A 14,357-nucleotide genomic window follows, 5' to 3' on the forward strand; every position below is an offset into this window, starting at 1 on the left:
TCAACAGAATTTGATGTGCAATTTTCAGAGAACAATAAATTTCTGAATATCTAGTGATGATGGCATAGAGGAAACACTCCTTCCCATTCCGAACAGGAAAGTTAAGCTCTATAACGCCGATGGTACTGCATGGGAGACTGTGTGGGAGAGTAGGAAGTTGCTAGGTACATTGTATGGCTCGATAGCTCAGTCGGTAGAGCAGAGGACTGAAAATCCTCGTGTCGCTGGTTCGATTCCAGCTCGAGCCACCATACAATTTTGGGGGTATAGCTCAGCTGGGAGAGCACCTGCCTTGCACGCAGGGGGTCAGGAGTTCGAATCTCCTTACCTCCACCAAATGAGAGAAGATGTTCAGTGGGAGCATCTTTTTTTTTATAAAAAAGTATAGAATTTGTGGATAAATGTTTCAAAACTATAAAAATATGTGGATAATATATATAAAATCTTAAATATAATTGTCATTTCATAGTTATATTGATACAATAATAAATATATAAGCAATAAAGATAAAGGAGAATTTAAATGGAAAATAAAGTATTAGCAAAAGTTGGTTCATATGAAATTACTGAACAAGAATTAAATGATATAATTTCAAAATATCCTGCAGAAAGAAAATCAATGGTAGAAAGTGAAGCAGGAAGAAAACAATTATTAGAGCAAATGATTCATTTTGAATTATTCAATAAATTAGGTAAAGATCTAAAAATTAATGAAACTGAAGAGTATAAGAAAACAGTAGCTCGTTTAGAAAAAGAAATTTTAACTCAAGCTACAATGAATAAAGTTTTATCAGAAATAACAATTACTGATAAAGAAATAGAAGAATTTTATAATGCTAATAAGGAAAGATTTGCAGAACAAGCTAAAGTTTCTGCTAAACATATATTAGTTGATAGTGAAGAGTTAGCTAAAAAAATAAAAGAAGAAATAACTTCAGGAGAAATAACTTTTGAAGATGCTGCTCTAAAATACTCAAGTTGTCCATCAAAAGAGCAAGGTGGAAATTTAGGTGAATTTGGAAAGGGTATGATGGTTCCAGAATTTGAGAAAGCTGCTTTTGAAGCTGAATTAAATGAAATAACTGCTCCTGTTCAAACACAATTTGGATATCACTTAATAAAAGTTGAAGCTAAACACGATGCTAAAATAAAAGAATTATCAGAAGTTAAAGAAGTAGTTACTCAGCAACTTATGCAACAACAACAAGAAAAGAAATATATGGATACAATTAAAGAATTAGAAGCTAAATACGGAGTTGTTAGAAACTAGTATTTTCTTATTTTTAAGTGTGAACTAATGGTAGATAAAATTATTAGTTCACACTTTTATTATATATATATATATATGAATTTATATGGTGTTTGATTGATATATATTAAATATTTAATATATATGATAGGTTTTATAATGACTTAAAAAAATCACTCTATTAGCACTTGAATTATTATTCTAAATGTATTACATTAAGCGTTTTATAGATAGTTCTTTTAATAATTCAATATAATCTAATATATATTTATCAGAAATGCTAATAAGCTCATTTTTATCATCTATAGACTCTATATCTTCAATAGCTATTGTTTTCATTCCTATACTCTTGGCACTTTTGATAGCAATTAATAAGTCTTCAAATACAATACAATTTTTTGGCGAAACATTTAATTTTTTAGCAGAAAGTAGATAGACATCAGGTTTATCTTTACCATTATCTACTTCAGAAGTAGTTGTTATAGAATCAAATAAATTATAAATTTCATTTTGTTTAAGAGCTGCTTCTAATAAATGATTTGAATTACTAGTAGCTAAACCTATTTTTATTCCTTTATATTTTAAATACTCTAAGAATTCCTTAGCTCCATTTTTTAAAGGTGTAGAAGTTGAATAAAACTTAAATGCCATGTCATTCCATGTATTCATAATAGTCTCTACTGAGTCTTGTATATTAAACCTTTTTTTAAAGTATTCTGCTGTTTGATAGAAACTTAAGTGGCCTATATCTTTATGTAAATCTTCTGGAACAGATAAATTTTTAGATTTAAGATATTCTATATCGATTTTATGCCAGATGCCTAATGAATCAATTAAAGTTCCATCCAAATCAAATATTGCAGCTTTTATATTATTAAGTATCATATTTATCCCCCTTTAAATAAGCTTATATATTATTATACTATATAATATGATTATTAATTAATTAAAATGGAAATACTTTTAATTAGAAAATATTTAAGCGAGATATTATAAAGTGGAAGGAATGAGTAAATAATGATAGTATTTCTCTTATTTTATATAATAATATTAATAGTTATAATAGCCTTATGTAAAGCAGCAGGTAAAGGAGATAAAGATATAGAAGCTATAATTAAATCAGAAGATGAGTTTAAAGAGAATATAACTCATAAAGAATAATAAAGAATTTCTATGAGGAGTTTATAAACTTACATATGAACTAATATATATTTTACAAGTATATAGTATTAAAAACATATAGTTGTACTTATATATTTATTTAGAAAGAAAATAAAAAAAAGAACTTATCTTTTGATAAGTTCTTAAATGGTCGGGGTGACAGGTCTCGAACCTGCGACCTCATGGTCCCAAACCATGCGCGCTACCATCTGCGCCACACCCCGTTGATTACTTTATATAGTATATGCGAAAATTATATAAAAGTCAATCGTATTAATAAATTTTTAAAAAAGGTTACAAAAATGAAATTTTTATGGTATTATATATATATGGAAAATAAAATTATATGTTCATATTGGTTAGGAAATTGTAAAAAATAATTTGTGATACTAATTAGAAAAATTAGCATTACTCTTAATGAAAACATTATCAATAAATTTTATAAAATTAATAAAAAATTACTAAATTTAATAAAAAAACACTTGAAATTTATAAAATGTAAGATAATTGTCAGAAATAATATTGTTCATAATTTTCTTAAATGATATAATAAAATATGTGTTAGGGGAAAACACACAATTTGAAAGGGGGGGAGGTTCTTAGGAACCGTTTGACTCATGAAAAGAAAAATAATAGCTGCGATAGTTGCGGCGGCATTGACATTAAATGTAGTACTACCGACAATAACAGCTAATGCTGAGCCAGTTAATAAAGAAGTACAAGCTGCTCAAGATCAATATGCAGAAATGCAAGCAAATATAGCTAAGATAACAGAAAAGATTAATTCATATAATTCACAAATAGAACCATTAGTTGTTAATGTTCAAAATAATAAACAAGAAATATCAGATTTACAAAAGCAAATGGAAAATACTCAACAAGAAATTGAACAAGCTAAAGAAAAAATATCTAAGCAAGAAGAAGTTCTTGGTAATAGATTAAGTGATATGTATAAATCAGGTGGAGAATTTAGTTATGTAAATCTTATATTTGGTGCTAATAACTTTAGTGATTTAATAAATAGAATTGAAGTTGCAACAAGAATAATAACAACTGATAAAAATATAGTAGAAACATTAAAAAATGATAAAGAAAATTTAGATAATCAAGTAAAATCATTACAGGAAAAAACAAAAAAAGTTGAAGATTTAAAAACAAAAAATGAAAAAGAACTTGAAAATCTTCAAAATTTAAAATCAGAACAGGAAGTTATTGGACAGAAAGCTAATGAAGCGCAAAAAGAGTTTGATAAAAAATACTTATCAAGATATGAGAAAGAAATTGTTTCAGGACAACTTTCTGTATTAAATAACAATTCAAGTTCAATAAGTGATTTAAAGAGTGCTATATCTCAAATAACAGATTTAAATAATAGTCAGATTAAAAGTCCTATAGTTAAGCAAGAAATACAAGATGCTATAGCTAATGGAAAAAGATTAATTAGTCAAAAAGAAGCGCAAGCTAGAGCAGAACAAGAAGCACAAGCTAGAGCAGAACAAGAAGCTAATAGAGGAAGTAACGGAAATAGTACAAGCAATAGCAGTGGAAGTAGTAGTAATAATAATGGAAGTAGTAATAATGTAGCTCCTCCATCAGCGAATAAAGCTACAGCACAAGCTGTTTTAAATGAAGCATATAAACACTTAGGAAAGCCTTATGTATGGGGTGCTACTGGACCAAATTCATTTGATTGTTCAGGATTTACAAGTTATGTTTATAAAAAAGTAACTGGAAGATGGATTGGAAGAACTACTTATGATCAAATTAATGTGGGTACTCCAGTTTCAAGATCACAATTACAACCAGGAGATTTAGTATTTACAAGTGCAGGACATGTTGGAATTTATGTTGGAAATAACAATTTTATAAATGCGCCTAGAACAGGTTCAAATGTAAGTGTTATGCCACTATGGTCATTCTATGCTGCTAGAAGAATATTATAATTTACAATAACTATAAAAAGTAATATGATTATAGAAGGTTTATGTCAAATTTATAATAAAAGACATAAACCTTTTTTATTATATATAATACTAATATAGAAAAGAATTATATTAGTAATTAAATGTGCAAATATTACATTGATGATTAAGTATTGATAATAAATAGATTGAATATGTTATAGTATTGTTATGTAAAATGCTTTAATGTATAATTAAAAGAATAATTAAAATATTAAATAACATAAGGAGTTTAGTAGTGGATAATAAGCTTGTTAGAGAAGATGAAAATTTAGATGATTTACAATTAAAAGGTCTTATGCTTATTCAAAAAAAAGATGGATTCAAGTTTGGAGTAGATGCAGTACTTTTATCGCATTTTGCAAATGTAAAAAAAAAGCATAGAGTTATAGATTTATGTACTGGTACAGGAATAATACCATTTTTATTAGAAGGAAAATATTCACCAAAGGATATTTTAGGAATAGAAATTCAAGATGAATTTGTAGATATGGCTAATAGAAGTGCAACTTTAAATAAAACTCATAATATATCATTTATAAGTGAAGATTTAAAAAATTTGAAAGCTCTTAAAAATATTGATAAGGCAGATGTTATAACAGTAAATCCACCATATAAGTTGAATAATGCAGGAATAGTAAATCCTTCTGATAAATTAGCTATTGCAAGGCATGAAATTATGTGTAATTTAGAGAATGTCATAGAAGCTAGTAGAATTTTATTAAAGGATAATGGAAGAATATATATGGTTCATAGACCAGAAAGGCTTGCTGATATAATTACACTTATGCGTAAATATAAAATAGAACCAAAAAGAATACAAATGGTTCATCCAAAATTAGGAAAAGCTCCTAATATTGTATTAGTTGAAGGCCAAAGAGATGGAGGGGCATTTTTGAAATGGGATGCACCTTTATATGTATATAATGAAGATGGAAGTATTTCAGATGAAATAAATAAAATTTATGGGAGGGATGTAAATGAATAATGGAAAATTATATTTAGTTCCAACACCAATAGGAAATCTTAAAGATATAACTTTAAGAGCATTAGAAATTCTAAAAGAAGCTGATGTGATAGCTGCAGAGGATACAAGACAAACTTTAAAGTTATTAAATCATTTTGATATTAAAAAGACTTTAATTAGCTATCATATGCACAATGAACAAGGAAAAAGTGAGGAAATAATAAATAGATTAAAAAATGGGGAGAAAATAGCATTAGTAAGTGATGCTGGAATGCCAGGAATTTCAGATCCTGGAAGCATTATTATAAAAAAGTGTGTTGAAGATGGAATCGAATTTGAAGTTCTTCCAGGAGCAACTGCTTTTGCAACTGCTTTAATATATTCTGCATTAGATAGTTCAGCTTTTGCTTTTAGAGGATTTATTTCAAGAGAAAATAAAGAAAGAAATAAACTTATAGAAGAAATAAAAGAAATGAAAGAAACTTTGATATTTTATGAAGCTCCACATAGATTAATTAGTACCTTAACATTTTTACAAGAAAACTTAGGAAATAGAGAAATGGCTGCATGTAGAGAATTAACTAAGCTTCATGAAGAAATAAAGAGAGGTAGAATATCTGAAGTTAAAGAACATTTTTTAGAAAATCAGCCAAGAGGAGAATTTGTTCTTGTAGTTAGTGGGAAAACGGAAGAAGAATTTGAAAAAGAAAAAATGGAAGAATGGGAACACTTAACAATAGAAGATCATATAAGAAAATATATAAATGATGGTTTTTCGAAAAAAGATGCAATAAAAATGGTTGCTAAAGATAGAAAAGAACCTAAAAGTGTAATATATAAATATTCAACTGAAATATAATACTAATAGGAATGTTGTATAAATAACACAGAAGGATAAATAGAGAGAAAGAATGGTTTTAATTTATATTTATTTGCATGTAAAAGATATCTATAATGAGCAAATACAATAAGATATAGGTTTGTAATTAATATAGAATTGTAAGTTTATAAAAATATTTTTTATAATATAAATATTTAAATTAAAAAGCTGATGCTTATGCATCAGCTTTAATCAACCAAATTAATCATATGTAACTATCTTTTATAAAAAGATTATTTTTTAAGTTCAGCAAAACAGTTTTTGCAGATATTTTTACCTTTGTAGTTAACTACGTCTCTAGCATCACCACAGAAGATACAAGCTGGTTCATATTTTTTTAATATGATTTGCTCTCCATCTACATATATTTCTAATGCATCTTTTTCTGCTATGTCAAGAGTTCTTCTTAACTCTATTGGAATAACTATTCTTCCTAATTCATCTACTCTTCTTACTACTCCTGTTGATTTCATAAAGGTTCCTCCTAAAATTAAATTGTGTATCTATCCTACAAGTTTCGACATTTCACTATGTTATCTTACCAAAACTGTAATTTAAAGTCAACAGATAAATGTTAACATTTAATAAACTACAAAAAATAATAATAAATACTACAGTTATAATATACTACCAAAAAATACTAATGTCAATAGTTTACAAATTAAAAAATTATTAACTAATTTTATTCAAAAATTAATAATAAATACCAGCATATATATACTAAAAATAGCTTTTTAATAAATAAATGTCTATATTTTATCGAATTGGATAAAATATATAAAAAGTCGAAAAAATAATTATAAAAAACAATAATAATTGTAATTTTATGGAGTTATAAGAGAAGATAAAAATTAGAAAATAATGATAAAATTAACTTGTAAAAGGTTTATATAAACTATATAATAATATTATAAATAGGGAAAAGAAAGTAAGGGTGGATATAGTGACTATGAAAATAAATTCAGATTATATTGCTGAACTGACAGAAGAGATGTCAAGAAGTAGCATGATAGCTTATGATGAGTTACCAAAATATGATTTATTCTTATCTCAAGTAATTGATTACTTAAATGATAAATTTACTGAAGATAAATATACAAATAATATAGTACAAAATTACATAAAGAGTGAAGTTATAACTAAACCAGAAGACGGAAAAAAAAGAGGATATACTAAACTTCATCTAGTTCAATTAGTTCTTTTAAGTTATATGAGACCAATTTTAACTACAGATGAAATTAAAAAAGTTTTTAGTCTTGCTTTTAATAACATAAACGACAGAACAGATGATATAATATCTTGGGAAACTGCATATAAAGTTTTTTCCGAAACTCAAAAAGAAAGTTTAGATTCCTTTTTAGCTTCTTCAAATGATATTGATGAAAAATTGGATAATTTAGTAAAAGAACTTAAATTAAATACAGACGAAGAGGATAAAATAAAAACTTTTATGTTTGTATTATCATTAATAGCTCAAGCGAGTGTTATAAAAAAATTAGTTCAAAAAATAGTGAAAGAACAGCATAATAAATAAAAATATTAATTATATAGAAGAGTAAAATTTAATATTAAATTTTACTCTTTTTTCATTTTCTTAACTGTAACACTATAAAATTAGGAGATTTATGGGTTAATTTCTTAATTTAAATAGGAAATTTATAAGTAATAATATTTTATTATTTAGAGAGAGATAAGAAGTTGAAAATTTAAACTAATTTGGCAGTTAATAAGAGGAAAATTAATATAAGATAAGTTATTAAGAACAAAATAAGTTTAAAATTATAGATTACGTAACTTTTATGAGTAGGTTATAATATAAATAATTAAAATAATGGAGGTTTGTGATGAGTAAAGTTTTTATAAAAGAATCTGTGAGAAGTCTTGTAGAATTTATACTTAAAAGTGGAAGTATAGATAATAGATTCACATCTATAACTAATAAAAGAGCATTAGAAGGAACTAGAGCTCATCAAAAAGTTCAGAAGAATAATGAGGATTTCTATAAAAAATATGATAAAGAAGTTTATTTAAAATCAGAATTTGATTTAGGAAACTTTATTTTAAAAGTAGATGGAAGAGCTGATGGAATAATAATAGAAGGTAATGATGTTATTATTGAAGAAATTAAATCTACTTATAAAAACTTAGAAGATATAAAAGATGATAATGAGACGCATTGGGCACAATTAAAATTTTATGCATTTATTTATGCTTTAGATAATGATTTAAAAGAAATAGATATTCAACTTACATATTATCAATTAGATGTAGAAGAAACTAAAATCTTTAGGAGAAAGGTTACTTTTGAAGAAATTGAAAAATATATATTAAGTATATTAGAAGAATATAAGATTTATTTTGATCTTCTTACTACATATAGAGAAAAGCGTGATTTAACAATAAGAAGTATGGAATTTCCTTTTGAAAATTACAGAAAAGGACAATTAAAATTAGCAAGGTCAGCTTATGGAACTATAAGAGAAAAAGAAACTATTTTTATAAAAGCTCCAACTGGAATAGGAAAAACTATATCAACATTATTTCCTGCGATAAAAGCTATTGAAGCATTAGGTAGAGAAAAGATATTTTATTTGACAGCAAGAGGAGTTAATGGAAAAGTAGCAGAAGATACATTAAATGTGTTGAGAGATAAGGGATTATATTTTAGAAGTTTATCTATAATGGCTAAAGAAAAGATTTGTTTAAATGATAAAGTTAGTTGTAATCCAGAGGAATGTATATATGCTAGAGGATATTATGATAAAAATAAAGAAGCAATAAAAGAATTTTTAGGTAAAGGAAATCATATATACAGTGATGATATTATAGAAATTAGTAAAAAATTAGAGATATGTCCATTTGAATTATCTTTAGATTTAATTGGATGGTGTGATTGTATAATTTGTGATTATAATTATATGTTTGACCCTAGAGTGGCTTTGAAAAGAGTTCAAGATGATGAAGACAAAGGAAAAATACTTTTGATAGATGAATGTCATAATTTGGTGGATAGAGGAAGGTCTATGTATTCTGCTTCACTTAATAAAGAATCTGTAATGAATTTAAGAAAAAAATTAAAGGGAAAAGATATAAATCTATATAAAATTCTAGGAAAAATAAATGATTGCTTTATAAAGCTAAGAAAAGAATGTGATGAAATTGAGAAGGAAAATTTCATCACAAAAGAACCTCCAGGAGAAATATTTAGACATTTAAGAAGATTTATGAGTGAGAGTGAAGAGAGTCTTGCTAAATATAAAGCAGAAGAATTTATAGAGGAATATCTTCAATTATATTTTGATATAAATAAATTTTTATCTATAGGAGAAATATATGGAGATGATTATGTAACTTATATAAAAAAGTCCGGAAATGATATAACTCTTAAATTATTTTGTGTTAATCCTTCTGAAAAATTATTAAATATATTGAAAGGTACTGGGGGAAATGTGCTTTTTTCTGCAACATTAACACCTATGAGTTATTATATGGACTTAATAGTAGGAAAAAGAGAAGCTTATAGATTAAATTTAGAAAGTCCATTTGATAAAAATAATTTACAAGTTATAAAAAAAGGAATTGATATAAGATATAAAGCAAGAGAGAGAACTTTAAGTATGGTTTGCGATGAAATAAAAAGATTTGTTTTAGAAGAAAAGGGAAATTATCTAGTATTTTTTCCATCATATGAATATTTAGATATAGCTTTTGAAGAAATAAAAAGTATTGATAATATGACTTTAATGGTTCAAGATCAATATATGTCTGATAGAGATAAAAAGAGATTTATAGAAATATTTGAAAATGAAAAAAATATTGTAGGACTTGGAGTTCTTGGAGGTATGTTTTCAGAAGGAATAGATTTACCAGGAGAAAAGCTTATAGGAACTATAATTGTAGGAGTTGGTTTTCCTAAAATATCCATTGAAAGAGAAATAATAAAAGAATATTTTGAAGATAAAGGTTTTGACTATTCTTATATTTATCCTGGTATTAATAAAGTTATGCAAGCTGTTGGAAGAGTTATAAGAACAGAAGAAGATAAGGGAAGGGCTCTTTTAATAGATGATAGATATTTCAATTATAAATATAAGAATATATTACCTAAAGATTGGTATTAAAATTTTAGAATAAGATTTTATATATTAAAAATAATATTTATTTAATGTGAAAAATTGAAGTAGATTAACTAAAAAGGTGCATAGAAATTTTATTAAATTAAATTTCTTATGCACCTATTTTATTAAAATATATATTTATACTGTTATTGTAATAGTATAAGAACAATTAAATTCTTCATCTATATTAAGACTTTGAATTCCTTCTTTTTCTTTAAATTCTCCAGTAAAATCTTCATAATCAGAATGACCAAACCAAGGTTCAATACATACAAATGGAGCACCAGTTGGTTTAGACCATAATCCCATATATGGGAATCCAGTGAAATCCATAGTTAAACTTTTATTATGATTTTTTGATTTTAATGAAATTTTGTTTGAGTTTAAGTTATCAAATACTAATGCATCATTTTTAAAGACTTCTTTGCTTAAATTTATTATATTTTTATTATTTAAGTAAGGTAATCTTTCATGTGAGAAATATCCTTCGGAATTAAGTGTTAAAAGGGATGAAGTTTCTTTTTTATTAAATTCAAAATAATAATCATTCATTGTTTCTTCAGGCATAATAGGACACATAAAGGCAGGGTGTGCACCTATTGAGAAAAATATTTCTTTTGAATCTTTATTTATTACTTTATAGCTTACTTTTACTCCGTTTTCAATTAAATCATATCTTATTTGAAGTTCAAACTTATAAGGGTAAACTTCTAAAGTTTTATTTGAATATGGAAGAGAGAAAATTATTGAAGTATCAGTTTTCTTTATCATATTAAATTCGGAAATTCTTGCTAGACCATGTTGAGGCAATGAATAAGTATTTTCTTCAACTATATATTTATTATCTTTAACTTTACCTACTATAGGGAAAAGTATAGGTGCGTGATATTTCCAAAACTCTTCATTTCCATTCCATAAAAATTCTGTTCCATCAATTTTAGATGTTAGGTTATGAAGTTCTCCACCAAAAGGACTTGCTGTAATTTTTATATTTGAATTTTCTAGTGTATAAATCATATAAAAACTCCTTTAAAAAAATAATTATTAATAATATGTTACCATATTATACAATAATTAAGAAGTAAATGTTATTTTACTTATAGCATGTACATATGATAATATAATTCAAAAGAAGTAATAAAATGAAAGAAAACTATTAAATGGTGAAGATATGAGAAGAAAAATAAAAAGAGAATCAATAATTGATACTTTAGTGTATCTCATTGTAAAAGTTAAAAATGATGATATTTTTGCATCAGGAGCACAACTAGCATATTATTTAATATTATCTTTTTTCCCTTTCCTTATTTTTTTGATGACATTAATAGGATTTAGTAATTTAAGTTCATCAGAAGTATTAATGTGGTTGCAAAGAGTATTACCACTTAATGTTGTAGATTTAACTAAAAATACTATTATTGAAGTAGTAGATTTTCAACATACAGGAATTTTAGGGGTATCTATTATAATTACTCTTTGGACAGCTTCAACTGGATTTAGAGGAGTTATAAAAGGAGTTAATAGAGCTTATGATATAGAAGAAAATAGATCTTTTATAACAAGATGTATAATTGCAATGTTAGGAGTAATTGCTTTAGCATTAACAGTTATTTCTACGCTTTTAATGTCTGTATTCGGAGAAATAATAGGAAGATATTTAAATGAGGCACTACCATTTGAGCATATTGTAGCATTTTTATGGAATGCACTTAGGCATTTTGTTATTATTGTTATACTTATAGTCGTTTTTGCAATTATATATAAAATAGCTCCAGCAAAAAAAGTTAGGTTTAGAGATGTATTACCAGGAGCTATAACTAGTACACTTGGATGGTTAATTGCATCAGCTGGATTTTCATATTATGTAAATAATTTTTCTAATTATTCAAGAATATATGGAAGTTTAGGAACAGTTTTTATTCTAATGACATGGCTCTATATTACATCTATGGTTTTTATATTTGGAGTAGAATTAAATTCAGTATTAGAAGAAGAAAAAAAATGGGAGTAAGCATTTTGCTTACTCCTAAATTTTTATTTTTCATATCCGTTTGGATGTGCTTTATGCCAATTCCAAGCAGTTTCTATTATTGTATCTACTGAATTAAATTTTGGTTTCCAATTTAGTTCTTCCATAGCTTTTTTACTTGAAGCTATTAAAGTAGCAGGATCTCCAGCTCTTCTTGGAGCAACTTCTGCAGGAATTGGATGTCCAGTAACAACTCTAGCTTTTTCAATCATTTCTTTAACTGAGAAACCAGTACCATTACCTAAATTGTAAATTCTGCTTTCTCCACCATTCATTAATCTTTCTAAAGCTAATGAGTGTGCTGATGCTAAATCAGAAACATGTATATAATCTCTTATACAGCTACCATCTTTAGTATCATAATCATCTCCGAAAATCATTATTTTTTCACGTTTACCAAGTGCAACTTGAAGAATTAATGGGATAAGGTGAGTTTCAGGTGAGTGATCTTCACCAATTTTACCATTAATATGTGCTCCAGCAGCATTAAAATATCTTAAAGTAGTATATTTTATTCCATAAGCTGTATCACACCATTTTAATATTTTCTCAACTAAAAGTTTTGATTCTCCATAAGCATTTGTTGGAAGTGTTTTTAAATCTTCTGTTATAGGAACAATTTCTGGTTCACCATAAGTTGCAGCAGTAGATGAGAATACAATGTATTTAACATTATGATCTTTCATTGCTTCTAAAAGATTTATTGTCCCATATACATTATTATTAAAATATTTAAGTGGTTCAGTCATACTTTCACCAACTAGAGAATAAGCAGCAAAATCAATTACAGCTTCAATGTTATTTTCAGAAAAAACTTTATCTAATATTTTTCTATCTCTTAAATCACCTATATAAAGCTTTCCTCCTAAAATAGCATCTTTATGACCTTTTTCTAAATTATCTAAAATAACTACATCTTTTCCATTTTCAAGAAGTTCGGCTACCATATGACTTCCGATATAGCCGGCTCCTCCACATACTAATATAGACATGTTGCAACCTCCTTACGTTATATAAAAATATTATAACATTATTCAAAAGAAAAATAAGCATTTTATATAAAAAATTATTTTTCGACAAACTAATACTGAAAGTGGAAAATAAAAGAATAATAATATGGGGAAAGATAGAAAAAAATATATAAGTTTAAAAGAATTAAAGGAAAAAAAATTTTTTTAGCTATCACCGTTTGACATAAAATCTATTAGAAATATGGTATATTTCAATTAAAGGATTATTGAGGGGGAATATAGTATGATAAAAGAGAATTTTGTATTTGTAAGAGTAACTAATGGAATTGAGAGAAAATATTTTTATAAATTGATTGAAAATGTTGTAAATAAGAGAGTAGTTTATGGAATTGAAATTGAAAGAATTGATTTTAAAGGAACAGAAGAGATTGATTCATTTAAAGATTCAGTAGAGTTAATTTCACCAGATGAGGACAAGGTAAGAGCACTTTTAGTTATGCTTTATGATAATCAAGTTTCGCCATTACATTTAATAGATATAGCTGGTGAATTTATTGATGAATGTGTGCATGATTTTGCTGAAGTAAGGATATGATTATAAATTTAACTTAACTTAGGTTATAATAGTTTTGAGAAGGAGTTGATTATATGATTTATGGAATAGGAAATGATATAATTGAAATAGATAGAATATCAAAAGCAGTATTTAGGACAAAAAACTTCTTAGCTAAATTATTTACAGAAAAAGAAATAGAATATTTTAAATTAAAGAATATGAAAGCTGAAACTATAGCAGGAAATTTTGCTAGTAAAGAAGCTATAAGTAAAGCTTTAGGAACTGGCGTTAAAGGATTTAGTTTATTAGAAATAGAAATATTAAGAGATGACAATGGAAAGCCAATTGTAAAATTAAGCGAGAATATATTAAAAAAATTCAATTTAGAAAATGCAGTAGTTCATGTCACTATTTCACATAATAAAACATCAGCAATAGCATTTGCAGTCATAGAGAGGTAATTTTT

At 26.0% G+C, this 14,357-nt stretch carries 14 protein-coding genes, 3 tRNA genes and 1 rRNA gene; 13 read left to right on the top strand and 5 right to left on the bottom strand.

All coding sequences use genetic code 11. The features are described from left to right. Positions 1 to 49 precede the first annotated feature (49 nt). From rrf to HMPREF1092_RS00670, 4 genes are all read left to right on the top strand, one after another. Positions 50 to 166, top strand: a 5S ribosomal RNA gene (gene rrf, locus HMPREF1092_RS00655). A gap of 9 nt (positions 167 to 175) precedes the next feature. Next, positions 176 to 251: transfer RNA gene (locus HMPREF1092_RS00660), tRNA-Phe, on the top strand. 9 nt (positions 252 to 260) lie between these two features. Beyond that, positions 261 to 336: transfer RNA gene (locus HMPREF1092_RS00665), tRNA-Ala, on the top strand. A gap of 186 nt (positions 337 to 522) precedes the next feature. Beyond that, the gene (locus HMPREF1092_RS00670) at positions 523 to 1,269 is read left to right on the top strand and encodes a peptidylprolyl isomerase (protein ID WP_002596643.1); all 747 of its coding nucleotides are present in this window, start codon (positions 523 to 525) and stop codon (positions 1,267 to 1,269) included. Between the two features lie 189 nt (positions 1,270 to 1,458). Here HMPREF1092_RS00670 and HMPREF1092_RS00675 read toward each other — a convergent pair whose 3' ends face one another. After that, complete coding sequence (locus tag HMPREF1092_RS00675; protein ID WP_040413772.1) at positions 1,459 to 2,130, bottom strand: HAD family hydrolase; 672 nt, start codon at positions 2,128 to 2,130, stop codon at positions 1,459 to 1,461. Positions 2,131 to 2,265: 135 nt separating this feature from the next. Between HMPREF1092_RS00675 and HMPREF1092_RS17040 the strand changes: the two genes are divergently transcribed. Beyond that, positions 2,266 to 2,409: a hypothetical protein gene (locus HMPREF1092_RS17040; RefSeq protein WP_002596645.1), complete on the top strand. Its 144-nt coding sequence runs from the start codon at positions 2,266 to 2,268 to the stop codon at positions 2,407 to 2,409. Positions 2,410 to 2,557: 148 nt separating this feature from the next. Here HMPREF1092_RS17040 and HMPREF1092_RS00680 read toward each other — a convergent pair. Further along, a tRNA-Pro gene (locus HMPREF1092_RS00680) sits at positions 2,558 to 2,633 on the bottom strand. A gap of 393 nt (positions 2,634 to 3,026) precedes the next feature. On the opposite strand from HMPREF1092_RS00680, the gene HMPREF1092_RS00685 reads away from it, so the two are divergent. The 3 genes from HMPREF1092_RS00685 (at position 3,027) to rsmI (ending at position 6,196) form a co-directional block, all read left to right on the top strand. After that, positions 3,027 to 4,352, top strand: a complete 1,326-nt coding sequence (locus HMPREF1092_RS00685; protein ID WP_002596646.1) for a C40 family peptidase — start codon at positions 3,027 to 3,029, stop codon at positions 4,350 to 4,352. A gap of 316 nt (positions 4,353 to 4,668) precedes the next feature. Beyond that, positions 4,669 to 5,358 (top strand): tRNA1(Val) (adenine(37)-N6)-methyltransferase, encoded by a 690-nt coding sequence (locus HMPREF1092_RS00690; protein ID WP_081606326.1) that lies wholly within the window; start codon positions 4,669 to 4,671, stop codon positions 5,356 to 5,358. Next, positions 5,351 to 6,196: a 16S rRNA (cytidine(1402)-2'-O)-methyltransferase gene (gene rsmI / locus HMPREF1092_RS00695; protein ID WP_002596648.1), complete on the top strand. Its 846-nt coding sequence runs from the start codon at positions 5,351 to 5,353 to the stop codon at positions 6,194 to 6,196. The genes HMPREF1092_RS00690 and rsmI overlap by 8 nt, the downstream gene beginning before the upstream one ends. A 254-nt stretch (positions 6,197 to 6,450) precedes the next feature. On the opposite strand, the gene HMPREF1092_RS00700 is transcribed toward rsmI, so the two are convergent. Beyond that, a complete protein-coding gene (locus tag HMPREF1092_RS00700; RefSeq protein ID WP_002596649.1) occupies positions 6,451 to 6,690 on the bottom strand; it encodes an AbrB/MazE/SpoVT family DNA-binding domain-containing protein in 240 nt (79 codons plus the stop codon). A gap of 476 nt (positions 6,691 to 7,166) precedes the next feature. Here HMPREF1092_RS00700 and HMPREF1092_RS00705 point away from each other — a divergent pair, with 476 nt between their 5' ends. Together HMPREF1092_RS00705 and HMPREF1092_RS00710 are read left to right on the top strand one after the other, a co-directional pair. Then, complete coding sequence (locus HMPREF1092_RS00705; RefSeq protein WP_002596650.1) at positions 7,167 to 7,751, top strand: DUF1836 domain-containing protein; 585 nt, start codon at positions 7,167 to 7,169, stop codon at positions 7,749 to 7,751. Between the two features lie 310 nt (positions 7,752 to 8,061). After that, a complete protein-coding gene (locus tag HMPREF1092_RS00710) occupies positions 8,062 to 10,338 on the top strand; it encodes a helicase C-terminal domain-containing protein (protein WP_002596651.1) in 2,277 nt (758 codons plus the stop codon). Positions 10,339 to 10,473: 135 nt separating this feature from the next. Here HMPREF1092_RS00710 and HMPREF1092_RS00715 read toward each other — a convergent pair whose 3' ends face one another. After that, positions 10,474 to 11,352 (bottom strand): aldose 1-epimerase family protein, encoded by an 879-nt coding sequence (locus tag HMPREF1092_RS00715; protein WP_002596652.1) that lies wholly within the window; start codon positions 11,350 to 11,352, stop codon positions 10,474 to 10,476. A gap of 154 nt (positions 11,353 to 11,506) precedes the next feature. Here HMPREF1092_RS00715 and HMPREF1092_RS00720 point away from each other — a divergent pair, with 154 nt between their 5' ends. After that, on the top strand, positions 11,507 to 12,346 hold the full coding sequence (locus HMPREF1092_RS00720; RefSeq protein WP_002596653.1) for a YihY/virulence factor BrkB family protein: 840 nt from the start codon (positions 11,507 to 11,509) through the stop codon (positions 12,344 to 12,346). A 23-nt stretch (positions 12,347 to 12,369) separates the two neighbouring features. Here HMPREF1092_RS00720 and galE read toward each other — a convergent pair whose 3' ends face one another. After that, positions 12,370 to 13,356 (bottom strand): UDP-glucose 4-epimerase GalE, encoded by a 987-nt coding sequence (gene galE / locus HMPREF1092_RS00725; RefSeq protein ID WP_002596654.1) that lies wholly within the window; start codon positions 13,354 to 13,356, stop codon positions 12,370 to 12,372. 262 nt (positions 13,357 to 13,618) lie between these two features. On the opposite strand from galE, the gene HMPREF1092_RS00730 reads away from it, so the two are divergent. Together HMPREF1092_RS00730 and acpS are read left to right on the top strand one after the other, a co-directional pair. Beyond that, positions 13,619 to 13,930: a DUF6514 family protein gene (locus HMPREF1092_RS00730; protein WP_002596655.1), complete on the top strand. Its 312-nt coding sequence runs from the start codon at positions 13,619 to 13,621 to the stop codon at positions 13,928 to 13,930. 53 nt (positions 13,931 to 13,983) lie between these two features. After that, positions 13,984 to 14,352: a holo-ACP synthase gene (acpS, locus tag HMPREF1092_RS00735; protein WP_002596656.1), complete on the top strand. Its 369-nt coding sequence runs from the start codon at positions 13,984 to 13,986 to the stop codon at positions 14,350 to 14,352. The last annotated feature ends 5 nt before the right edge of the window (positions 14,353 to 14,357 follow it).

It is taken from the genome of Clostridium thermobutyricum, assembly GCF_000371465.1.
Lineage (GTDB): Bacteria > Bacillota > Clostridia > Clostridiales > Clostridiaceae > Clostridium > Clostridium thermobutyricum.